The sequence below is a fragment of the Metabacillus sp. GQ13 genome (genome assembly GCF_059758525.1).
The window spans coordinates 89,707-111,400 of the sequence record NZ_JCAXET010000019.1; the positions used below are offsets into that span (position 1 = coordinate 89,707).

Sequence of the window (21,694 nt, forward strand, 5' to 3'; positions counted from 1 at the left end):
TTAATGAATACGAGGATAAGCTAAATTTGTCATGATGTTCTTAATACAGAAACAACAATCTTTGCGAAAATAGCCTTTATTTAAAACCTGTAAAAAAAAGCTTGATGGGTTTAATCATCAAGCTTTCCTTATCTAACATAGTCATCGGCTTATTAAGGAAAACGTGGGAATTGCTTAAAGTTTGGTTCACGTTTTTCTTTAAATGCGTCACGGCCCTCTTTTGCTTCATCTGTCGTATAGTAAAGTAATGTTGCGTCACCAGCAAATTGTTGAATTCCTGCAAGGCCATCTGTATCAGCGTTAAATGCTGCTTTTAAGAAGCGAATGGCTGTTGGACTTTTTTGTAGTATCTCTTCACACCATTGTACAGTTTCTGCTTCAAGTTGTTCTAAAGGCACTACTGTGTTTACTAATCCCATGTCTAATGCTTCCTTTGCACTGTATTGTCTACATAGGAACCAAATTTCACGAGCCTTTTTATGACCAACTATTCTTGCAAGATAACCTGAACCATAACCAGCATCAAAACTGCCTACATTAGGTCCAGTTTGTCCAAATACAGCATTGTCTGCTGCAATTGTTAAGTCACAAACAATATGTAATACATGACCTCCACCAATTGCATAACCAGCTACCATTGCAATAACAGGCTTTGGAATTACACGGATAAGACGTTGTAAATCAAGTACGTTTAACCGAGGTATTTGATCATCACCAACATATCCACCGTGTCCTCTAACTTTCTGATCTCCGCCAGAACAAAATGCCTTTTCACCCTCACCAGTTAGGATGATTACTCCTACATTCTGATCATCACGTGCCCTTGCAAAGGCATCAATTAATTCCATGACTGTTTTCGGTGTAAATGCATTATGTACATGTGGACGATTAATCGAGATTTTTGCAATGCCATTATATGTTTGATAAATAATTTCCTCATACTTACGTTCAGAAACCCATTCAATTGCCATTATATAGCCTCCTATATCATATCTTACTTTCATTTTAAAAAGTCATTTACTATTTTACCAAAGATTCGTGGTTGTTCCACATGTATTGCATGACCTGCACCATTTATTTCTTTTCTAACTGATTTTGTTAATAGTTCGTGCATACGTATTGCAACATTACAAAATTTCTTATCATGCTCTCCACATAAAAGTAAAACAGGAATATTCAAGCTTTGTAGCTTGTCCCACCATGAAGGTTGTACTCCTGTCCCCATCCCAATTAAACTATTTGCCAATCCAAGCGAGGTGTTTAATAATCGTTGCCTTCTCAACGAATTTCGTTGGCTAGGTGATAATTTTTTTTGAGTTTTAAATAAAGGCAGGCTTTCCCATTTATCTACAAAATGAACTAAACCAAGCGAGTTTATTTCTGCAGCTAGCTTTTCATCCGCCTCTTTCCGTTTAGCTCGTTCATTCGAATTTGCCAATCCTGGTGAACTACTTTCTAGAATTAATTTAGTTACCCGTGTAGGATAAATCATTGCAAATGATAAAGCTAATCTACCACCCATAGAGTAGCCTAAAAGGTTTACCTTTTCAATATTTAGCTCATTAAGAATTTGACCAAGATCCCTTACAACCTCTTCTATTTTATACCGTAAAGGATCTACAGGACTAGCAGATTGCCCATGACCGATTATGTCGATAACAATTAGCTTATAATTAGAAAACTCTTTTATTACTTCATTCCAATTCTGAGAAGATCCGGTAAATCCATGTAATAAAACAAGGGGTTCCCCTTCTTCTGATACCACATCAACATGATAATCTACGCCTCTTATTTTCATGAATTCAGCACATTTCTTATTTCCTGGGAAACATGATCTAACAATTCCCGATGAACTTTGACACGAGTTTTTCGATCTGTTGATATTTCGATAACCTTTAAACCTTTATTTGTTTGGATTGAATGAAAATATCTTTGAAATTCATTCCAACTAGTAACTTTTTTATAACTACCATCGTACATGTCTACCACTTTTGAAAAGTCTAAACCAATTGCCGTGCCATACAATGTTTCAAAATGCTTTTCTTCTTTTGCTTGAGGTAAAAATGAGAAGATCCCTCCCCCATCATTGTTAATCAAAATAATCGTTAAATCAAGCTTATTCAACTTTGCTGCTAGTAACCCATTTAAATCATGGTAAAAGGATAAATCACCAATTAACAAAAAGGTAGGTTTCTTTGTATCTACACTTACCCCTAGTGCAGTTGATACAACTCCATCGATACCGCTTGCTCCCCTATTTGCATAGATGGTAATATTCTTACTGGTATGACCAAAGAATGAATCAACATCGCGGATAGGCATACTATTGCCAACAACCAGTGAGCTTTGATTTGGTAATAATTCCTGCAGCTCTCGAACGACTTTCCCTTCGAACATTTCTGTTATCTGTCCAAAGGATTTTTCAATCAAGTCCCAGTACCTTTCATTACATTCTACCCACAATTCGTAAAAGCGAGATCGGTTTTTCCCACTTACTTTTGATCTCAAATTTTCGCAAAAAATCCTTTCATCACAAGTAATCAATTGGGACGCATTTAATGTAGGATCTCGGTAGACACCACCAGGGTCAACAACAATCTGAATGATATCAGGGTTATTTTTAAGCATAAGCATTAATGGCTTTGAAACTGGCATTGAACCAAACCGAATAACTGCATCCGGCTTGAGCACTTCTGACAGGATAGAATCCTTTAAAAGTGAGTCATAACTATCGACAATTCCCTGTTTATTATGTTCCCCTGCACGTAATTGGGATAAAGGGTCAGCAAGTACAGGAAAATGTAAATGCTTAGACAACTTTTGTAGACTTTCAGCAAACGCCATGTCTCCGTGTTCACCACAGATGATCACACCCTTTGAAACATCCTGAATTAGTTCTGCAATTTTATCCATATCCATGTCTGACAAAACGGAACTAGTTGTAGGAATATGTAGATACGTATGTCTGTTGTCTTGTTTACTCCACAAGTTCGGAAGTTCTAAGTTAGGCATTAGCGGCTCTCGAAATGGAAAGTTTAGATGTACGACACCAGCCGGACTTGTAGTCGCCGTTCCAACTGCTCTTGCAGCAACTGTTCGAATGTAGCGAAACATTGCAATTTCCTCTTCAGGTAATGCTATATCAACAAACCATTTAGCGTAGTTACGATACATATGTAGTTGGTCAATGGCTTGTGGGGCACCCACATCTCTTAATTCATGTGGCCTGTCTGCCGTTAATACTAGTAACGGAATTCTTGAATAATGCGCTTCAACTATAGCTGGGTAATAATTCGCTGCTGCCGTACCAGACGTACATAACAATGCAACAGGCTTTTTTTGAGCCTTAGCAATCCCAAGGGCAAAAAAGCCTGCTGATCGTTCATCTATATTAATGTAACAAGTTAAGTCAGGATGTTCAGCCATTAGTATGGCTAGTGGGGTAGAGCGTGATCCTGGACTAATGACAACCTTTTCTACGCCTGAGCTAACTAGTTCATCAACAAAGCTTGCTACATACTTGGTAAATGAGTCGAGATTACTCATGCTCTACTCCTCCTAACGCTGACAGCATTGGTTTTAATTTAATCTTGGTCTCAAAGTATTCGGATTTTGGATCTGACTCCTCAACAATCCCACATCCTGCAAAAAGAGCTGCCTTATTCCCCTCGATTAAACCTGATCGAATAGCTACAACAAATTCACCATTATCTTCATGGTCAAACCAACCGATCGGTGCCGCATACCAGCCACGGTGCATAGGCTCTAACTCCCTAATTTTCTCAATAGCTGATCCCTTTGGGAATCCTCCTAAGGCAGGAGTAGGGTGAAGCCTTTCGACCATTGAAAGTAATGAGTGTCCAGCATTCACAAATCCCTTTACTGGTGTATAAAGATGCTGGATATTTTTTGTTTTTAATAAAGCTGGAGCTTCGGGAACATCTAAATCATAGCAACAATGTTTTAATGAGTCCTTAATCATTTTCACAACAATATTATGCTCAATTAAATTTTTATCATCATTTAATAATTGTTCTCCTAATTGCTTGTCCTCTTTAGTCGTTCTCCCTCTCTTAATAGAGCCTGCAAGACATGTTGAAAGAACTTGATTTTCTTCCTTCTTTACCAATCTCTCTGGAGTTGCACCAATAAATTGCTGAAGTCCATTTTCAAATCCGAAAATAAAGCTTGTTGGTTGTTCCTTTTGGAGTCGGCCAACAACTTGGTAAGGATCTATTTTTTGGGAGAATTCTAAATGAACTTCACGAGCGAGAACAACCTTATCGATCTTTTTCGCACGAATATCTGTTGTTGCCTTTTGAACTGCTTCTACCCATTCTGCCGTTTTTAGTTCGATTGAAGCGAATTCGTTACCTTTTTCACAATCTATTTGATAAGGAAAGAAAGATTGCGTTTTATCAAATTGTTCAAATTGTTCAAAATGCTTAATACTCGTTTCAAACTGATCATAAGGTGTAAGTAATTTATTTATCGTAAGATAGTATTTGTTATTAATAATCGTTAACATCGTTGATGGTAAGACAAATTTAGCTTCTGAAAAGGCATCCCAAAGTGGATCTTTCTTTTTAAGCGGGTCAAAAGAAAAGCCACCAAATAATAGTGGACCAGTCCCAATCAATTTTTGGTGTTGTTCAGATATTACCTTTTTTCCATATTTTTTCCACTCTTTTTCTATTATTTGAAACCGTTCAGTTGTAGGATTGTCATTTTCTAATACTAGCTCATTTCCCATTCCTACCATCGTAAGTTCATCATTTGGCGCAGACCAAAAGAACCGCTCACCTAAAGATAATTCCTCACCAGAAGCAAAAAAATGGAGGGGGTCTATGACATCCACTTCTTTAATGCGGCTAACGATCACTGAATGATTCATCCGCTTTGCCTCTTCTAATGAATGTTGAATTGTTTCTCTTATAGTATGATCCAAAGTTGTTAACAAAAGCTTATCCCCCCGTACCGAAAATTGCTTATATTAAGATACACCTACTACTTAGGTGTGTCAATAGAATGGATTTCCAGATTAAATTCACTTGTTATCCTTATTATATATCTTGCCGATCAGGATTAAAATCAAAACGTGCTAAAACTAGTGGTCATTTTATAGGCATATCTGGTAATAATAAGCTCTACACAGCAAAAGGAATGAAAAGCATTGACACCCCTATTTTATTTTTCTAAACTATTGTTTGGGAGTCGTTTATATGAACTATTTGTTTTTTATAAAAAAAAGGAGAGATCAAATGCAACCTCAGACAACGCCGCATGTTCCTTCAATCACAAAGGACAAGGGTTGGAAGGTATGGTGGAAGCTGCTTCGTCCTCATACACTATCAGCAGCTTTTATTCCAGTAACCATTGGAACTGTGTTAGCCTTGCACGAAGGATCTATAATGCTCTCATTATTCATAGCAATGCTATTAGCATCTATTCTTATACAAGCTGCAACAAATATGTTTAATGAGTACTTCGATTATAAACGTGGCTTAGATACCGAAGATTCTGTTGGCATTGGTGGAGCTATCGTTCGAAACGGTATCAAACCAAAAACCGTGCTAAACTTAGCATTTTCCTTTCTTGGAATTGCAACATTAATTGGCATATACATTTGTCTGATGTCTTCATGGTGGATAGCTGTTATTGGTATCGTTTGTATGGCAGCTGGTTACTTCTACACAGGAGGGCCTTATCCAATCGCTTACACACCGTTGGGCGAACTTGTATCAGGCTTCTTTATGGGGACTGTTATCATTTTATTAGCTTATTTTATCCAAACAACAACCATTTCACTTACTGTCTTTATCCTATCTCTACCGATTGCCATTTTAGTTGGAGCCATTCTAACTTCTAATAATATTCGTGACTTAGACGGTGATAAAGATAACGGACGAAAAACACTTGCTATTTTATTAGGACGAAAAAAATCCATCCGTTTCCTTGGCTCTTTGTTTATTACTTCTTATGTCATCATCTTTATATTAATTTTAACTGGTATTGTAACATTCTGGGCATTACTTATCCTATTAAGTATCCCTAAGGCAATGTCTGCTGTTAAACAATTTATTGGAAAGGTTCATCCAATAGAAATGATGCCGGCAATGAAAGCTACGGCGCAAACAAATATTCAATTTGGCTTCTTGTTAGCAATAGGATTATTAATTGGACATTTTGTTTAATACATTAGACTTGCTATATTAAAGCAAAAAAAGTAGTTATATTTTAATTAAAATACAGGACTCTGTACTCAGATCGCTATACATTAAAACACGGACAATCCCGTGTTTTTTTTGTGTAATTTTTTACAATCATGATTTAGTGTCAACTGATTATAATAAGGAAAGAAATATATTTAGGAAGGAGCGTGGATGGCGTGCTAAGTTCACAACAAGTAGAGACCTTCCGTTCACAGCTTGTAAAATTAAAAAAAGGTATAGAAGAACAATTTAAAATTAACGGACATTATGGCTTAGAACAAGGACATTTCCATGAATCAGTTGGTGAGCTTTCTAGCTATGACAACCACCCAGGTGATGAAGGAACAGAACTTTATGAGCGAGAAAAAGACATTGCTTTAAATGAACATACTGAAGAAGAATTAAAAGACATTGACCGGGCCTTACAAGCAGTTGAAAAAGGAACCTATGGAAAATGTGAAGTTTGTGGAGTAGCAATTCCACTTGAACGACTTGATGCACTCCCTACAGCGACAACATGTATAGAGCATTCACCAGAACAATTTGTCTCACATGAACGACCAATTGAAGAGGGTGTTCTCATGCCTCCATTCGGAAAGTTTAATTTTGATGGACAAGATGAAAATGTCGCATTTGACGCTGAAGATGCTTATCAAATCGTCAATAGCTACGGCTCATCGGAAACACCCTCCGATCTTACTGAACCCAAAGACCACTATAACGATGTCTATATGGAATCTGAGGAACCTGATGGGTATGCAGAAGATTACGAAAACTTTATAGGTACCGATATCGAAGGTAAAGAAATTACTGTGTACCCTTCTAATCAGCATGAACAATACGAGGACACGCTTGACGAAGAAGGACTTATGACCATCTTTGGCGATTTACCTGGTTATGAAAAGGATCCTTATACAGAGGATGAAGCTTAATTAAAATGACTCCCTAGTGGGGGTCATTTTAATTTGTATCTACTCTTTATACTTCAACACTAAACTTCCCTTTTTCCCTTTCTCCCTGAACACTTCCACAAAAATAACGTTACTTTACCTTGCTGCACTGTCGGTATAATGATTAAATATTATTTTTATATTGAAATTTCTGAATATAAAATTATATAATCCTATGAAGGAGGTTTTAACATCATGATTATTCTAGAGAAAATTAGTAAAAAGGCTGGAGACACATTTGCGATTTGGGTTATTTTATTTGCGATCTTGGCATTTTTTATCCCTGACGGCTTTACGTGGATCGCCCCTCATATTTCGCTTTTATTAGGAATTATTATGTTTGGAATGGGATTAACTTTATCACTTAAAGATTTTAAGGCTGTCTTCAAAGCTCCAAAAAGCGTTTTTTTAGGTGTGATTTTACAATTCACAATCATGCCATTGTTAGCGTTCGGATTAGCCTCACTTTTCCAATTAGAGCCTGAAGTAGCAGTAGGTGTGATTTTAGTTGGATGTTGTCCTGGTGGAACCTCATCAAATGTTATGACGTTCTTAGCAAAGGGGAATACAGCACTATCTGTTGCTGTTACGTCTGTATCAACTTTATTAGCGCCAATACTAACACCTTCGCTAACCCTATTGTTTGCTAGTAAATGGTTACCTGTATCTGCTGGTTCTTTATTCTTATCAATCGTACAAATAGTATTAATACCTATTGTATTAGGAATTATTGTTAAATTATTACTTCGTAATCAAGTAGAAAAAAGTGTTGCCGTTTTACCACTTATATCTGTTGTCGGAATTGTAGCTGTTGCTGCAGCAGTAGTGGCGGTGAATTCAGATAAAATTGCTGAAACTGGATTACTTATCTTTTCAATTGTTGTTTTACACAATATGTTAGGACTACTTCTTGGCTTTCTTATAGCTAAGGCCATTAAACTTAATTTCGCAGATCAAAAGGCAATATCGATTGAAGTTGGGATGCAAAACTCAGGTTTAGGTGCCGCCTTAGCTGTTGCTCATTTCTCTCCATTATCAGCAGTACCAAGTGCCATTTTCAGCGTTTGGCATAATATTTCTGGTCCGTTACTTGCAACATGGTGGGGGAAAAGGAAGGAAAAATCATCGAACGATTTAACTAAGCACAACTCTTTTAAAGGATAACCAAAGGGAGCGTTTATGCTCCCTTTTATTCTAAGACTTACTTAAAACATTGATACAAAAGAAAATATTAAAAGTGCGTTTTGAAAAAAATCCATTTGCTATTTTGGATCCAAAAAGGAGGTACTCTTAGGGTTCGTTCACACAGCACAGAATATCGCTCACTAGATCCAGTGGAGACAACAGCGTCGCCACATGTTGCACTGAGAGATATCTTTAGCAGTATCAGCAGTAGCGAATCCACCTTCTCATCCGTTATCAGGTTGCCATACAAACTCCCTCAATCTCATCCATGTTTCTATATATCCTATTGGAATCAGAGCCTGCTATCTGTGACTCGCTTTGCTCCCACCTTGAAATCTTCTGCGAACCGAAATGAGATACGGTTCCTAGTGACCATCTATATGGCGTCTTTTCGTGTCTCCATAGAGAAGTGTCCGGAAAATGAGGAGAACACACGATGTTATTTCCTTACTAAAAGATAACTTGGACTATTTTTTGACGATGCCGCTGAAAAATAAACGGTTAAAAAAGAGGATTCTCTTCGGAGTCCAGCGCCCAATTGGTTTAAAACGATACCTAGTCCTAGTCGCAAAGATGACCGATTTCATGGGCTCAAGCTTTCCGTTTGACCAGATCCACCGTCATTGTAAAAGGGTGTAAAAATGGGCATTTGATCTGGCTTTCCCTCAGCTAGGGTCCCGGAAATTACATGCCAGGTGACCACGAAAATGATAACAAATGAACAACAAGGGTTAGCGAAAACAGATTTTTTCACCTGTTCAAAAGAAGAAGCAATTAGACAAATATTGTATTTATTGGAAATCGAAGGGGCAAAAATTTCATCCTAGTATTCAATAAAATGATCAAACACTGTAAAATGACAAGTAACACAGTTACCTAATAATTAACTGTAATCTACATAATTGGAGGGATTTTAGGTGAACGCACATGAAATTGATTACGTACTGCATGGTGATGATATGCAATGCGTAGAAATTGAGTTAGATCCGAGTGAAAGTGTGGTGGCTGAAGCTGGTGGGATGATGATGATGGAAGATGGTATTGATATGGAGACGATCTTCGGCGATGGTGATAATAATCAAAAAGGCTTGCTTGGAAAACTTGTCGGAGCCGGTAAACGGGTTATTACAGGTGAAAGCTTATTTATGACTGTTTTCTCCAATAAAGGAGTCGGGAAAAGTCGTGTTTCATTCGCAGCTCCATACCCAGGGAAAATTATTCCTGTAGACTTAAGTGAGCTTGGTGGTAAAATTATTTGTCAAAAAGATTCCTTCCTTTGTGCCGCAAAAGGTGTGTCCATCGGAATCGATTTTCAAAAGAAATTAGGTACAGGATTTTTCGGTGGTGAAGGATTTATCATGCAAAAGCTTGAAGGAGACGGATTAGCATTTTTACATGCAGGTGGTACGATAATAAAAAGAGAACTACAGCCTGGAGAAAAACTTCGAATAGATACAGGTTGTCTTGTCGCTTTAACAAAAAATGTTAACTATAACATTGAATTTGTTGGTAAGGTCAAAACTGCTTTCTTCGGTGGTGAAGGATTATTTTTTGCTACTGTTCAAGGGCCTGGTACTGTTTGGATACAGACCTTACCATTTAGCCGCTTAGCTGATCGAGTAATCGCAAGCGCACCCTCTTCTGGAGGAGATAGTCGTGGAGAAGGTAGTATACTCGGTGGTTTAGGGAGATTATTAGACTAAAATCATTGCATTAATATCCCATAAGGAAACCGCAACACTCCTATTCTTACGAGATGAGCATTGCGGTTTTTCTTAAGAAGCTCTTGAGAACTACATTCAATAGTTAAAATTAAACATAGCATTGGTTGAAACTTAGAAATACAAGTTACTCACATAGTATATCTTATAAAATTATCGACAGTTCTAATGGGAAGTCCATTGTTTTCAAGGCTGGAATACCTCCTGCCAGTTCTTTGACCTCAAATCCATTGTTTATTAATACGATTGCTGCTTTTGATGCAGTATTACACCAAACATCCCAACAATAAAGAACTAGTATTTTATCTTTGGGAAGTTCTCCTAAACGTGATTCCAAATCAATTTGAAATATTTCCACCGCACCTTATATTTTTTCCTTTTTTAATTGTGGTTTGGTCCATTTCGTACATCCACCAAATAATATCGATCAGGTGTATTCTTTACTTCATTTAAATTATCCATTGGACTAAAGGTAGCTTCAACTCTTTCTTGAATGCCCTTTTCTCAGTAATGAGGTAAAGGAAACATGAAGAGTGCATGCGATATTGATGGTGAATTATCTTATGGAGGAGAGTGAAGTTCATACGTCGCTAATATCTGGAGATGGATGTCGAGCGATTTTACCCTTTACAATTTCTAAAAATTTCCTGGATACAGAAAAGCAGTGTGCTCTCACTCTGGAGAACACACTACTTTATTCCTATTTATTAAACTTTATAAGGACAAACTAAAACCCTTGTTTACATTTCTACACCTAGGGGTTCTATTTTCCAAATGTCATCTGCATATTGTTGAATCGTTCGATCACTTGAGAAGAAACCAGAATGAGAAATATTTAGTAAGGCTTGCTCATACCATTTCTCGGGATTTTGATAAGCTAATCCTACCTTTTCTTGAATTTCGATATATGAAGCAAAATCTCGCAAGACGAAGTACTGATCGTTTTGAACAAGAAGGGAATCGGCAATCGATTCAAATTCACCTTCATCCTCTGAGTAAAAACCATTTGTTAATTGATCAACAACTTGGCGTACTCTTTGATCATGATGATAATATTCCATTGATCTGTACCGTCCATTTTCTTCATATTTCAAAACCTCGTCTGCGGTTAACCCAAAGGTGAAGATGTTCCCCCTTCCAATTTCATCCATAATCTCAATGTTCGCCCCATCAAGTGTTCCAACTGTTAAGGCACCATTCATCATAAATTTCATATTTCCAGTGCCTGATGCTTCTTTGCTTGCTGTTGAAATTTGTTCACTAATGTCTGCTGCAGGAAAAATATCCTCTGCAAGTGATACACGATAATTTTCCATAAAAACTACCTTTATAACTTTCGAAACTCTTGGATCATTATTGACCTTATCAGCTAATGAGTGGATCAATTTTATAATTTTTTTTGCATAATAATAGGTTGGTGACGCTTTGGCACCAAAGATAAACGTACGAGGTTGAATCGTGTAATTCGAATCCTCACTTATTCGATTATATAAATACATAATGTGTAGAACGTTCAATAATTGCCGCTTATAAGCATGTAATCTCTTAACTTGCACATCAAAAATAGAATCAATATCAACAATAATTCCATTTTTTTCAGCTATTTTTTTTGCTAGAATCTCTTTTCTTTTCCTTTTAACTTCTGCAAATTGTTCCTTCAATAAAGGGTTATAGATATGTCTCTTTAAATCTAATAGCTTTTCTGGATGCTTAACCCATTCCTCGCCAATTGATTCCTTTATTAATGCGGTTAACTCAGGATTTGCTTTTAATAACCAACGGCGATGTGTAATGCCATTTGTTTTGTTATTAAATTTCCAAGGATATAATTCATAAAAAGACTTCATTTCTCGATTTTTTAAAATGTTAGAATGGATTTTAGCAACCCCATTAATGCTACTGCTACCTACTATAGCAAGATGAGCCATTTTCACCAATCCATGTGCAATGATCGCCATATGTTCAATACGTTCCCATTCACCTGGGTAACGCTCCCAAAGCTCTGTACAAAAACGCTCATTGATTTCCTCAACAATCATATAGATTCTCGGTAATAGTGGTTTAAACAAATGGATTGGCCATTTTTCCATGGCTTCAGATAAAATGGTATGGTTAGTATAGGAGATAGTCTGACTAGTAATCTCCCAAGCTTCCTCCCAGGAAAGACCCTCAATATCAATTAATATCCTCATTAACTCCGGAACAGCTAGAGCAGGATGTGTGTCATTAATATGAATAGCAACATATTGGTGTAACTCTTTTACATTTGCATTTTCCTTTTTATAAGAAGAAATAATACTTTGAATACTTGACGATACAAGAAAATACTGCTGCTTTAATCTCAATATTTTCCCTTCATCATGCGTATCATCAGGATATAAAAAGTCAGTGATTGCTTCTGTTTCACGTTTATACGTTAAGATATCTTGATTTGGACCAAATGAAGCAGGTTCAGCGTTCCAAAGTCTTAAGGTATTTACTGTATTTACATGAAAACCAACAACGGGCATATCATATGGAACCGCTAAAACTTTCTGATCTCCAACTTGTTTAAAAGAAAGTTCATTATTGTCACAACTTGTTTCAATTCTCCCCCAAAAGGAAATCTCAATCGCTTCATCTGGCTTACGAACCTCCCAAACATTTCCATGCCTAAGCCATTGCTCTGGGAGTTCAACTTGGTAACCATCAACAATTTTTTGGTCAAACAAACCATGTTTATATCGTATTCCATATCCATGTCCAGGCAGGTTTAGCGTCGCAAGCGAATCTAAGAAACAAGCAGCAAGGCGACCTAATCCTCCATTACCCAATGCTGGGTCTGATTCACATTCCTCAATTTCACTTAGATGAATATCTAGTTCGCTTAACCCTTCCCTAACAACATCATGTATCCGTAAATTGAGCAAGTTCTGCCCTAATAGTCGTCCTAGTAAAAACTCAATAGATAAATAGTACACCTGCTTTTTATTTTCAGATCGGTATTGTTCATTTGTTTCAATCCATTTTGAACTAATGTATTCCCTCACCATATTTCCTAATGTATGATACTGGTCTCGTTTCGTAGATTCTTCAAAACCTTTCCCACACATACTTTCTAATCTTTTTAAAAAGTTCGCTTTAAACCGATCTTTGTTCGAGAACATGACTTTCACTCCTAGTCATTAAATCAGCATATAGCTGGTTGTATTTTAAAGCTGATTGAGCCCAACTATAATCTTGATTCATCGCATTTTCGACGATCTCTTGCCATGACTCTTTTAGATAATAAAATTCAATAGCGCGGTTTATTGTGTTTAACATGTCATGTGCATTAAAATTCCGAAATGTAAAGCCATTGCCTACTTCTGTATCCTCCCGATAAGAGGTAACTGTATCATTTAATCCACCAGTTTCCCTCACAATTGGAATTGTGCCATAACGTAAAGCTATAAGTTGGCCTAATCCGCAAGGCTCAAACTTTGATGGCATTAAAAAGAGATCAGAGCCTGCATAGATACGATGTGCCAACTGTTCATCAAATCCTATGTATGCCTTGAATTTATTTGGATACTTCCATTCCATATATTTAAAGAAATCTTCGTATTCCTGATCACCAGTACCTAGAACGATCATTTGCACATCTTTGCTCATTACGTCTTCTAGAACACGTTTTACTAAGTCCAAGCCCTTTTGCTTAGTTAATCTAGTAATCATTGAGATAAGAGGGATTTCCTTAATTGGAAGACCAAATGCAGATTGGAGCGCTGTTTTATTCACAGTCTTCTTACTTAAGGATTTCACAGTATATTGCTCAACGATTTCCTCGTCCGTTTCTGGATTGTATACCACATCATCAATCCCATTCACGATTCCAATAAGTGACGCTTTTCTAGTCTGTAATAAGCCATCCAATCTTTCACCATAATAAGCTGTTTGAATTTCATCCTTATAAGTCGGACTTACAGTCGTTATAAAATCAGAAGCAGTTATGGCACCCTTCATAAAATTCACATAGCCATGGAATTCTAATTCTTTAAAATGATCTACGTCTAAAGTTAGGAGATCATTCACAATATCAAAAGGAAAAATCCCCTGAAATTGAAGGTTGTGAATCGTAAAGACAGTCTTCATCTCTTGATAATAGACATCTTTTCTATATTCCTCTTTCAATAAGAAATTGATCATGCCTGTGTGCCAATCATGTGAGTGAATAATATCTGGTTGAAAATCTATTGCTTTTATTGCATCTAAAACACCTCTACAAAAGAACGAAAAACGCTCTCCATCATCATAATGACCATAGAGTGATTCACGATAAAAGTAATATTCATGATCGAGGAAGTAATAAGTAATTCCTTCATACTCAAGCGTTTCAATCCCGCAATACTGTTGTCTCCATCCAACAGGCACTGTAATTTCCTTCACCTTTTTCATTTCATCTCTAAACTTTTCCGGAATTAAATTATATTTAGGAAGGATAACACGCACATCCATGCCTGCCTTGGTTAATTCCTTTGGTAAGGCCCCTGCAACATCTGCTAATCCTCCAGTTTTCACAAATGGTACGCATTCTGCAACTGCGAATAATACTTTCACGGATTCACCAACACTCCTTGGGTTGTTCGTTTTCTTAATACAAATGGCAATATAGTAGACCCTTTTATTTCAGCAGCATCCACTACTTTCACCTCTTTATCAGCAATGACATGATCTAATGAACAGTTATCAGCAATTTGCGATTTCTGCATAATGACACTATTTTTAATAACAGTATCTTTTCCTACATGAACCCCACGGAAAATAATGCTATTTTCAACATGACCTTCGATGTTACAGCCATTAGCAATTAATGAATTTTTCACCTTTGAATCTTTCCCATATTTTGTTGGAGGCTCATCCATAGCCTTTGTTAAAATAGGGCGACTCTTCAAGAAAATCTCACTCCAAATAGCTGGTTTTAACATATCCATACTATGCTTATAATAACTAGTGATTGAATCGATAACAGCTGTGTAGCCTGTAAATTCATACTCACAGATCGTTAATTGATTTTTATGTTGATTAATAACATCCGTTAGCGTCCCTAAACCTGTCTTCTCTTTATCTGATATTAGATCTAAAAGAAGTTTAGTAGACAAAATATACATTTGCAGGGAACTACCATCTTTTCGGACTTCAGTCATATCACAGCCATTTTCAAGATGTCGGTTTAACACCTGATTAAAGTCAATATTGCAAACAGTATGACTATTTGTAATCACCGCGTATTCCTGCGTACTTCTTAAGAAGAAATCAATATGATCGGAAAACTGACGAAATGATCCAAATTCATCATACTGATTATGCAAATGAGGAGACGGGAAGAAGAATAAACCATCTTTTTTACGATTTAAATCCCACTGTTTTCCTGAACCTAGATGGTCCATCAATGATCGATATTGATATTTAGGAAATATAGCTACGCTCTCTATCGCTGAATTCACCATATTGGAGAGTATAAAATCGATGACTCGATAGCGACCAGCAAATGGTATTGCAGCTAATGAACGATGGAGTGTTAAATTTTCAATTTCCGGTTTATACGCTGTTGCATCAATAATGCCTAACATCTTCTGATTCAATTAAAATTCTCCCCTTTTGATGATAATGGGGCTGACGCATAAAGATCATGCTTGCACACACATAGGTGGCCAAACATGCTCTGCATCAACCAGGAATACGCTAAATTTATTATTATATTGTAAATCCTTAAATGATTTTACTATCAACGACCGTGCTTATTTCTTCAATTAGTTCTTCAGTTACAAGTAAAACTTCGTCTGTATTCTGATCCGGGCATATAATTGTTCCATTTGGGATATCTATTCCACTCGGAATTATCGCATTTTCTATATATACATTTTCGCCAATAACTGCATCAGGCATTATCACAGAATTTTTCACCATTGAATTTTCTCCAATTGTTACTCCATGGAATAAAACCGAATGATCGACATTCCCCATAATAAAACAACCATCATTTACTAACGAATCTGTCACACTAGCATCCTCTGCTATAAATTGAGGAGGGTGATTTGAATTTACTGTATAGACTTTCCAATCACGATCAAATAAGTTCAATTGTTCATCCTCTTTTAGTAAATCCATATTCGCATCCCAAAGACTTTTTACTGTACCAACATCTTTCCAATATCCTTTAAATGGGTATGCTACAACATTGCGTTTTTCATCCAATAACAAAGGAATAATATCTTTTCCAAAGTCATGACTTGAATATTGATTTCTTTCATCCATTTCTAAGTACTCTTTCAAAATAGACCATTTAAAAATATAGATTCCCATCGAAGCCAAATTGTTTTTTGGTATAGCTGGCTTCTCATCGAAATCAACAACCTGCATCTTATCATTTGTATTCAAAATGCCAAATCGGCTCGCTTCCTCCCATGGCACTTCTATAACTGAAATAGATGCATCTGCATTTTTCTCAATATGATAATCTAGCATTTTAGAATAATCCATTTTATAGATATGATCTCCAGACAAAATCAATACATATTCTGGGTCATATTGCTTGATGTAGTTAATATTTTGATAGATAGCACTTGCTGTACCCTTATACCATTTCATTTCAGACGATTCTGTATAAGGAGGAAGTACTGTCACACCACCGTTTTTACGATCTAAATCCCATGCACTCCCAATTCCAATGTAAGAATTTAACACTAGCGGCTGGTATTGTGTTAATACACCAACAGTATCAATACTAGAATTTGTACAATTACTTAATGTAAAGTCTATAATCCGATACTTTCCTCCAAAAGGTACTGCTGGTTTGGCTAAATTAATCGTAAGGGAACTTAATCTACTTCCCTTACCCCCTGCTAACAACATTGCGACGCACTTTTTTCTTCCCATTGTTAATCTCCCCTCTTTTTTTAACTGATCGTAATATAACAACTCCATATGGAGGTATTGTCATCGATAAATGATAGGGTCTTCCATGAATTTCACCTTCAATTGCTTTTATATTCTTTTTATTCAATTGATCTGAACCACCATATTCAATTGCATCACTATTTAAAATCTCTTTATAATCAGTTTCAATCGGGACACCAACTTTATAGTCATGGTAAACAACCGGTTTAAAGTTACATATGACCACAAGAAGTTCATTTTCTTTTTTACATTTTCGGATAAACGAGAAAATACTTTGATCTCGATTTTCCACATCAATCCATTCAAAACCCTCTTCTGAGTGATCTAATTCGAATAGGGGTTTTTGCTTTTGATAGACCTGCAGTAGTTCTTTGAAATAATAACGCATTTTGTTGTGCATCTCATACTCATCTAAAAACCAATCAAGTTGTTCTAGATCCTTCCATTCATCAAATTGCCCATATTCACCCCCCATAAAGATAAGTTTCTTTCCAGGGTGTGCAATCATAAATCCATATAGAAGCCTTAATTGAGCAAATTTTTGCCAATAATCACCTGGCATTTTATTCAGTAAAGACTTCTTACCATGGACCACCTCATCATGAGAAAACGGTAAAATGAAATTTTCTGTAAAAGTATACAATAAGGAGAATGTTACTTTATGGTGGAGTTCATTCCTATGCTCTGGAGAAGCCTCCATATAGGTAAGAATGTCGTTCATCCAACCCATATTCCATTTGTAGTTAAAACCAAGACCACCTGACGAGGTAGGGGCAGTTACCATTGGCCAATCAGTTGAATCTTCAGCAATCATTAAAATATCAGGATCTTTAGCAAAAACAGCCTCATTCAACTTCTTTAAAAATTGAACAGCATATGGATTCTCTACTAACTCATTTGAATTAGCCCAATAAAGCATATTTGCAACAGCATCAACACGGAAACCATCTACATGAAAATAATCAATCCAAAAAACTGCATTTGAGATTAGAAAACTTTGTACCTCTGGTTTACCAAGATCAAAATTTGCTGTTCCCCAATCAATATTTTCCCGATCAATATGATTTTTGTATTCAAATGTGGGTTCTCCATCAAACATATAAAGCCCATGTTCATCCTTACAAAAATGTCCTGGGACCCAATCCATAATGACCCCGATATTTTCGTTATGACATGCATCAATAAATGCCATTAATTCATGTGGACTACCGAAACGGCTAGTAGCGGAGAAATAACCGGTACCTTGATAACCCCATGATCGATCATAAGGATGTTCAATGATAGGTAGTAGCTCAATATGTGTAAAACCATGAGCTAACACATAAGGGATCAACTCTGTGATCAATTCAGTATAAGTGTATAGCTCCTCACCATCTTTTACTTTCCACGATCCTAAATGGACTTCATAGATAGCCATTGGTCGATCGTAAGGAGGCTTTAGACGCTTCCTCTTTTTCCACTTTTGGTCATTCCAGCTATACCCAGATAAATCATGAACAACAGATGCAGTATTTGGTCTAACCTCTGAATAAAATCCATATGGATCAGCTTTCAGTAAGGTATTTCCAGCAGCTGTAATAATTTCGTATTTGTACATTTCACCCGTATTAACCTGAGGAATAAATAAACTCCAGATACCCTGCTCATTGATTCGTTCCATTTGATGATTTTGTCCAGACCAAGTATTAAAATTTCCAACAACACTTACATTTCTTGCATGTGGTGCCCATACACAGAAATTTGTTCCAACTACACCATTTTGGTTCTGTATATGTGCCCCTAAAAAACCATAACTTTCAAACGACTGCCCTTCATGAAACAAATGAATATCATAATCTGTTGGACAAATAAGTGTCACGTAAGTCATCCTTTCTCTTATTATCTCTATGCTAAAGATTCAAGACTTACATATAGATACCTTTATTGAAAACGCTTGTATTTTACGACAGAAACCAACAAAGTGAGTGAAGCATTATTTGAATGTTATACTTTTAAAATATAAGAAATTAAGGCAAATATATAAAAATAGATACTAGAAACCCTTATAACTACTGACTTTATAGAAAATTTGCAACTGAATTGGAATAATATAATTGAAGGTAAGGAAAACGTTTTACCACTTAAATAATCATCTAATATCTCATGTGATTAGTATATTAAAATAATATCTTATTCGACTTTTTGTTGAATTTTGTAGAACGATTTACAAAAGGAAAGAAAAAAAAATTAAATAATTTACGGATTATTTGAAGGAAGATGCTTTTCTTTCACAAAGTATTAAGGGGAACCTCGATAAGAAGGTTTTAAAATTACCATAATTTGAAGTATATTTAGATAGTATGTAACAGAGTTTCCTTATGTATTAATAGCTAAATGCATCTTTAAACTGCATTCTCTTTCAATTTTAATGTCAATTAACTCTGTTATTTTCCTTCTTATATTGAGAATAAATAAATCAATAGATTAAGGGTAATAAAGAAAAAATTGAAAAACTCTTGCTTTTGAATATTAGAAGATATTTATCACAGTTAGATTCATAGCTATTTCTACTTTTTACCCAACAACGACTGAAAATGTTAAGGACATCCGCCTTTAACATTTTCATATAAGAATTTGCTATTAATTTTGGATATACGTTAAACGATGTTTCATTCTCTTTAGTTTCAATTAGCACGATAGTAAGGCTACAGAGATTCACGCTCTACAGCTTTTTATTTCTTTACGGACTATTCTTAATTTGAATTTATAGTAAATTGGGGAGACTTCTAAAACAATATGAAAAGTAGCTTCATAATGAAATCTATATTTCTGTGGGATCGGTTAATCAAAGTAGTCCTAATTTAGCCTAAATAATCGATGAACCTTAGTCTATAGCTTAGAGTCATATATAGTAGCTTGCCCTTCTTAAGGTATAGTATCGCTTATCTTAAGCCAAGTATCTTATTTAAAGATAGACGAAAAAAACCCTGCACAAAGTGCAGAGTTTTTAGAAATGACCCGTACGGGAATCGAACCCGTGATACCGCCGTGAAAGGGCGGTGTCTTAACCGCTTGACCAACGGGCCTAAGAGTCTTCTATAATATTAAAACTGGCGGAGAAGGAGGGATTTGAACCCTCGCGCCGCTCACGCGACCTACACCCTTAGCAGGGGCGCCTCTTCAGCCACTTGAGTACTTCCCCATAAGGCTCCGCAGGTAGGACTCGAACCTACGACCGATCGGTTAACAGCCGATAGCTCTACCACTGAGCTACTGCGGAATAAAAATTAAATGGAATGGTGGGCCTAAATGGACTCGAACCATCGACCTCACGCTTATCAGGCGTGCGCTCTAACCAGCTGAGCTATAGGCCCATTAAATTAAATTGGAGCGGGTGAAGGGAATCGAACCCTCATCATCAGCTTGGAAGGCTGAGGTTTTACCACTAAACTACACCCGCGAAAAAAATGGGGCGACTGATGGGAATCGAACCCACGAATGTCGGAACCACAATCCGATGCGTTAACCACTTCGCCACAACCGCCACAAAATATGTCTTCAACTTTCAAAAGGTGGCTCAGGACGGAATCGAACCGCCGACACATGGATTTTCAGTCCATTGCTCTACCAACTGAGCTACTGAGCCATAAAATTTACGGCTTCCATTAAGCTTCAAATCTTTTCGTCAGTTTCTGCACTCACAACTTTTCGTATTCACATACGCTCCGATGATCGTTTAGTCATTTCCTCAAGCTTTTCGCTTATCGAAACCCTATTACTAAAGATAAGTATAAAAATAATCAGTTTCAATTTTTAAAATGGCGGTCCGGACGGGACTCGAACCCGCGACCTCCTGCGTGACAGGCAGGCATTCTAACCAACTGAACTACCGGACCATTTTTGGTTGCGGGGACAGGATTTGAACCTGCGACCTTCGGGTTATGAGCCCGACGAGCTACCAGACTGCTCCACCCCGCGACAATAGTATTAAAATTAAAACATACACTTTCTAACTTAAAAATATGGAGGAGGAAGGGGGATTCGAACCCCCGCGGGTTTTGACACCCCTGTCGGTTTTCAAGACCGATCCCTTCAGCCGGACTTGGGTATTCCTCCAAATATATGATAGAAAATGGTGGACCTTGTAGGACTCGAACCTACGACCGGACGGTTATGAGCCGTCTGCTCTAACCAGCTGAGCTAAAGGTCCAATTTGGTAGCGGCGGAGGGAGTCGAACCCACGACCTTTCGGGTATGAACCGAATGCTCTAGCCAGCTGAGCTACACCGCCAAAATGATCATTAATGTTTCTATGGAATTAAATGGTGGAGCCTAGCGGGATCGAACCGCTGACCTCCTGCGTGCAAGGCAGGCGCTCTCCCAGCTGAGCTAAGGCCCCAATGGGTTTTGGTTAATGGTCGGGAAGACAGGATTCGAACCTGCGACCCCTTGGTCCCAAACCAAGTGCTCTACCAAGCTGAGCTACTTCCCGTTTGAAAAGCAATAAATCTTAATAAATTATGGCGCGCCCGAGAGGAGTCGAACCCCTAACCTCTTGATCCGTAGTCAAACGCTCTATCCAATTGAGCTACGGGCGCAAATATGAAAGTTATTTAGCTATTGCTATTATAAAAAATGGTGCCGAGAACCGGAATCGAACCGGTACGGTAGTCACCTACCGCAGGATTTTAAGTCCTGTGCGTCTGCCAGTTCCGCCACCCCGGCACTT

15 protein-coding genes and 16 tRNA genes are annotated in these 21,694 nt (G+C 37.1%); 5 read left to right on the forward strand and 26 right to left on the reverse strand.

What is annotated here, in order from left to right; genetic code table 11:
• Positions 1–152 precede the first annotated feature (152 nt).
• The 4 genes from menB to AC6CHR_RS20675 are packed head-to-tail and all read right to left on the reverse strand — an operon-like array spanning position 153 to position 4,960.
• Positions 153–971 carry a 1,4-dihydroxy-2-naphthoyl-CoA synthase gene (gene menB / locus AC6CHR_RS20660; RefSeq protein ID WP_498250933.1) on the reverse strand — a complete coding sequence of 273 codons (819 nt, stop codon included), beginning with the start codon at positions 969–971 and terminating at the stop codon, positions 153–155.
• Between the two features lie 29 nt (positions 972–1,000).
• Positions 1,001–1,798 carry a 2-succinyl-6-hydroxy-2,4-cyclohexadiene-1-carboxylate synthase gene (gene menH / locus AC6CHR_RS20665; RefSeq protein ID WP_498250934.1) on the reverse strand — a complete coding sequence of 266 codons (798 nt, stop codon included), beginning with the start codon at positions 1,796–1,798 and terminating at the stop codon, positions 1,001–1,003.
• The gene (menD, locus tag AC6CHR_RS20670) at positions 1,795–3,546 is read right to left on the reverse strand and encodes a 2-succinyl-5-enolpyruvyl-6-hydroxy-3-cyclohexene-1-carboxylic-acid synthase (protein WP_498250935.1); all 1,752 of its coding nucleotides are present in this window, start codon (positions 3,544–3,546) and stop codon (positions 1,795–1,797) included. The genes menH and menD overlap by 4 nt, the downstream gene beginning before the upstream one ends.
• Positions 3,539–4,960 (reverse strand): isochorismate synthase, encoded by a 1,422-nt coding sequence (locus AC6CHR_RS20675; RefSeq protein WP_498250936.1) that lies wholly within the window; start codon positions 4,958–4,960, stop codon positions 3,539–3,541. Before AC6CHR_RS20675 ends, menD begins: the two co-directional genes overlap by 8 nt.
• 301 nt (positions 4,961–5,261) lie before the next feature.
• On the opposite strand from AC6CHR_RS20675, the gene AC6CHR_RS20680 reads away from it, so the two are divergent.
• The 5 genes from AC6CHR_RS20680 (at position 5,262) to AC6CHR_RS20700 (ending at position 10,050) form a co-directional block, all read left to right on the forward strand.
• The gene (locus AC6CHR_RS20680) at positions 5,262–6,194 is read left to right on the forward strand and encodes a 1,4-dihydroxy-2-naphthoate polyprenyltransferase (RefSeq protein WP_498250937.1); all 933 of its coding nucleotides are present in this window, start codon (positions 5,262–5,264) and stop codon (positions 6,192–6,194) included.
• Between the two features lie 194 nt (positions 6,195–6,388).
• The gene (locus tag AC6CHR_RS20685) at positions 6,389–7,144 is read left to right on the forward strand and encodes a TraR/DksA C4-type zinc finger protein (RefSeq protein ID WP_498250938.1); all 756 of its coding nucleotides are present in this window, start codon (positions 6,389–6,391) and stop codon (positions 7,142–7,144) included.
• A 213-nt stretch (positions 7,145–7,357) separates the two neighbouring features.
• Positions 7,358–8,326, forward strand: a complete 969-nt coding sequence (locus tag AC6CHR_RS20690; RefSeq protein WP_498250939.1) for a bile acid:sodium symporter family protein — start codon at positions 7,358–7,360, stop codon at positions 8,324–8,326.
• Between the two features lie 441 nt (positions 8,327–8,767).
• Positions 8,768–8,986: a hypothetical protein gene (locus AC6CHR_RS20695; RefSeq protein ID WP_498250940.1), complete on the forward strand. Its 219-nt coding sequence runs from the start codon at positions 8,768–8,770 to the stop codon at positions 8,984–8,986.
• A gap of 278 nt (positions 8,987–9,264) precedes the next feature.
• Positions 9,265–10,050, forward strand: a complete 786-nt coding sequence (locus AC6CHR_RS20700; RefSeq protein WP_498250941.1) for a TIGR00266 family protein — start codon at positions 9,265–9,267, stop codon at positions 10,048–10,050.
• A 163-nt stretch (positions 10,051–10,213) separates the two neighbouring features.
• On the opposite strand, the gene AC6CHR_RS20705 is transcribed toward AC6CHR_RS20700, so the two are convergent.
• The 22 genes from AC6CHR_RS20705 to AC6CHR_RS20810 all read right to left on the reverse strand — a co-directional run bounded on the left by AC6CHR_RS20705 (position 10,214) and on the right by AC6CHR_RS20810 (position 21,690).
• Complete coding sequence (locus tag AC6CHR_RS20705) at positions 10,214–10,405, reverse strand: rhodanese-like domain-containing protein (RefSeq protein ID WP_498250942.1); 192 nt, start codon at positions 10,403–10,405, stop codon at positions 10,214–10,216.
• A 403-nt stretch (positions 10,406–10,808) separates the two neighbouring features.
• A complete protein-coding gene (locus AC6CHR_RS20710; protein ID WP_498250943.1) occupies positions 10,809–13,214 on the reverse strand; it encodes a glycogen/starch/alpha-glucan phosphorylase in 2,406 nt (801 codons plus the stop codon).
• Positions 13,189–14,646, reverse strand: a complete 1,458-nt coding sequence (glgA, locus tag AC6CHR_RS20715; protein ID WP_498250944.1) for a glycogen synthase GlgA — start codon at positions 14,644–14,646, stop codon at positions 13,189–13,191. Before glgA ends, AC6CHR_RS20710 begins: the two co-directional genes overlap by 26 nt.
• Positions 14,643–15,659: a GlgC family sugar phosphate nucleotidyltransferase gene (locus AC6CHR_RS20720; protein WP_498250951.1), complete on the reverse strand. Its 1,017-nt coding sequence runs from the start codon at positions 15,657–15,659 to the stop codon at positions 14,643–14,645. Before AC6CHR_RS20720 ends, glgA begins: the two co-directional genes overlap by 4 nt.
• 139 nt (positions 15,660–15,798) lie before the next feature.
• Positions 15,799–16,965 (reverse strand): glucose-1-phosphate adenylyltransferase, encoded by a 1,167-nt coding sequence (locus AC6CHR_RS20725; protein WP_498250945.1) that lies wholly within the window; start codon positions 16,963–16,965, stop codon positions 15,799–15,801.
• A complete protein-coding gene (gene glgB, locus AC6CHR_RS20730) occupies positions 16,922–18,853 on the reverse strand; it encodes a 1,4-alpha-glucan branching enzyme (RefSeq protein ID WP_498250946.1) in 1,932 nt (643 codons plus the stop codon). The genes AC6CHR_RS20725 and glgB overlap by 44 nt, the downstream gene beginning before the upstream one ends.
• Before the next feature lie 1,126 nt (positions 18,854–19,979).
• Positions 19,980–20,051: transfer RNA gene (locus AC6CHR_RS20735), tRNA-Glu, on the reverse strand.
• A gap of 25 nt (positions 20,052–20,076) precedes the next feature.
• A tRNA-Ser gene (locus AC6CHR_RS20740) sits at positions 20,077–20,167 on the reverse strand.
• A 6-nt stretch (positions 20,168–20,173) separates the two neighbouring features.
• Positions 20,174–20,245, reverse strand: a tRNA-Asn gene (locus AC6CHR_RS20745).
• Positions 20,246–20,262: 17 nt separating this feature from the next.
• Positions 20,263–20,339 (reverse strand) — tRNA-Ile (locus tag AC6CHR_RS20750).
• Between the two features lie 12 nt (positions 20,340–20,351).
• Positions 20,352–20,425, reverse strand: a tRNA-Gly gene (locus AC6CHR_RS20755).
• Positions 20,426–20,433: 8 nt separating this feature from the next.
• Positions 20,434–20,509: transfer RNA gene (locus AC6CHR_RS20760), tRNA-His, on the reverse strand.
• A 29-nt stretch (positions 20,510–20,538) separates the two neighbouring features.
• Positions 20,539–20,611 (reverse strand) — tRNA-Phe (locus tag AC6CHR_RS20765).
• A 173-nt stretch (positions 20,612–20,784) separates the two neighbouring features.
• Positions 20,785–20,861, reverse strand: a tRNA-Asp gene (locus tag AC6CHR_RS20770).
• Between the two features lie 5 nt (positions 20,862–20,866).
• Positions 20,867–20,943: transfer RNA gene (locus tag AC6CHR_RS20775), tRNA-Met, on the reverse strand.
• A gap of 45 nt (positions 20,944–20,988) precedes the next feature.
• A tRNA-Ser gene (locus AC6CHR_RS20780) sits at positions 20,989–21,081 on the reverse strand.
• 17 nt (positions 21,082–21,098) lie between these two features.
• Positions 21,099–21,175 (reverse strand) — tRNA-Ile (locus AC6CHR_RS20785).
• 4 nt (positions 21,176–21,179) lie between these two features.
• Positions 21,180–21,256 (reverse strand) — tRNA-Met (locus tag AC6CHR_RS20790).
• Positions 21,257–21,288: 32 nt separating this feature from the next.
• Positions 21,289–21,364, reverse strand: a tRNA-Ala gene (locus AC6CHR_RS20795).
• Positions 21,365–21,380: 16 nt separating this feature from the next.
• Positions 21,381–21,457, reverse strand: a tRNA-Pro gene (locus AC6CHR_RS20800).
• Between the two features lie 29 nt (positions 21,458–21,486).
• Positions 21,487–21,563: transfer RNA gene (locus tag AC6CHR_RS20805), tRNA-Arg, on the reverse strand.
• A gap of 38 nt (positions 21,564–21,601) precedes the next feature.
• A tRNA-Leu gene (locus AC6CHR_RS20810) sits at positions 21,602–21,690 on the reverse strand.
• Positions 21,691–21,694 lie beyond the last annotated feature (4 nt).